General features: G+C 64.8%; 1 pseudogene. It reads right to left on the bottom strand.

Annotated elements, in window-relative coordinates:
- Positions 1 to 118: 118 nt before the first annotated feature.
- A pseudogene (locus AC1DZC_RS20355) lies at positions 119 to 530 on the bottom strand (hypothetical protein); the annotation flags it as partial.

Below are 530 nucleotides of genomic sequence, written 5' to 3'. Positions count from 1 at the left end.
TCCGTCATGCCGGACTTGTTCCGGCATCCATCGTGCAACAAGCACTGCCGTCGCGAGAGGAGAGATGGACCCCGGAACRAGTCCGGGGTGACGATGGAGTTGGAATGGGTCGCGGAAGTTACCGCAAGCTCACCTTCGCGGTCACCGACAGCCCCGGCCGCAAGCGCGCCACCGCCGGCTGACCCGGATCGAGCCTGATCCGCACCGGCACCCGCTGGACGATCTTGGTGAAATTGCCCGATCCCGGTTCGAACGGCAGCAGGGTGAATTCCGATCCCGATCCCGGCGCAAAGCTCTCGACCTTGCCGGTCAGGCGATCCCCATCTAGCGCATCGACCCTGATCGTCGCGGCCTGGCCGGGAAGCATCGCCCGGGTCTGAGTCTCCTTGAAGTTCGCGACCACATAGAGCGCCTGAGAGGGCACCAATGTCAGCATCCGCGAGCCAGGCTGAACGAAGTCGCCGGTCTGGACCTGCCGATTGCCCACCACGCCATCGACCGGCGCGCGGATGACGGTATGACCCTGATCC

The sequence above is a fragment of the Cellulomonas sp. P2_B4 genome, from assembly GCF_056404795.1.
The sequence above is the reverse complement of the archived record's forward strand: the minus strand, read 5'-3'. Positions and strand labels throughout refer to the sequence as shown.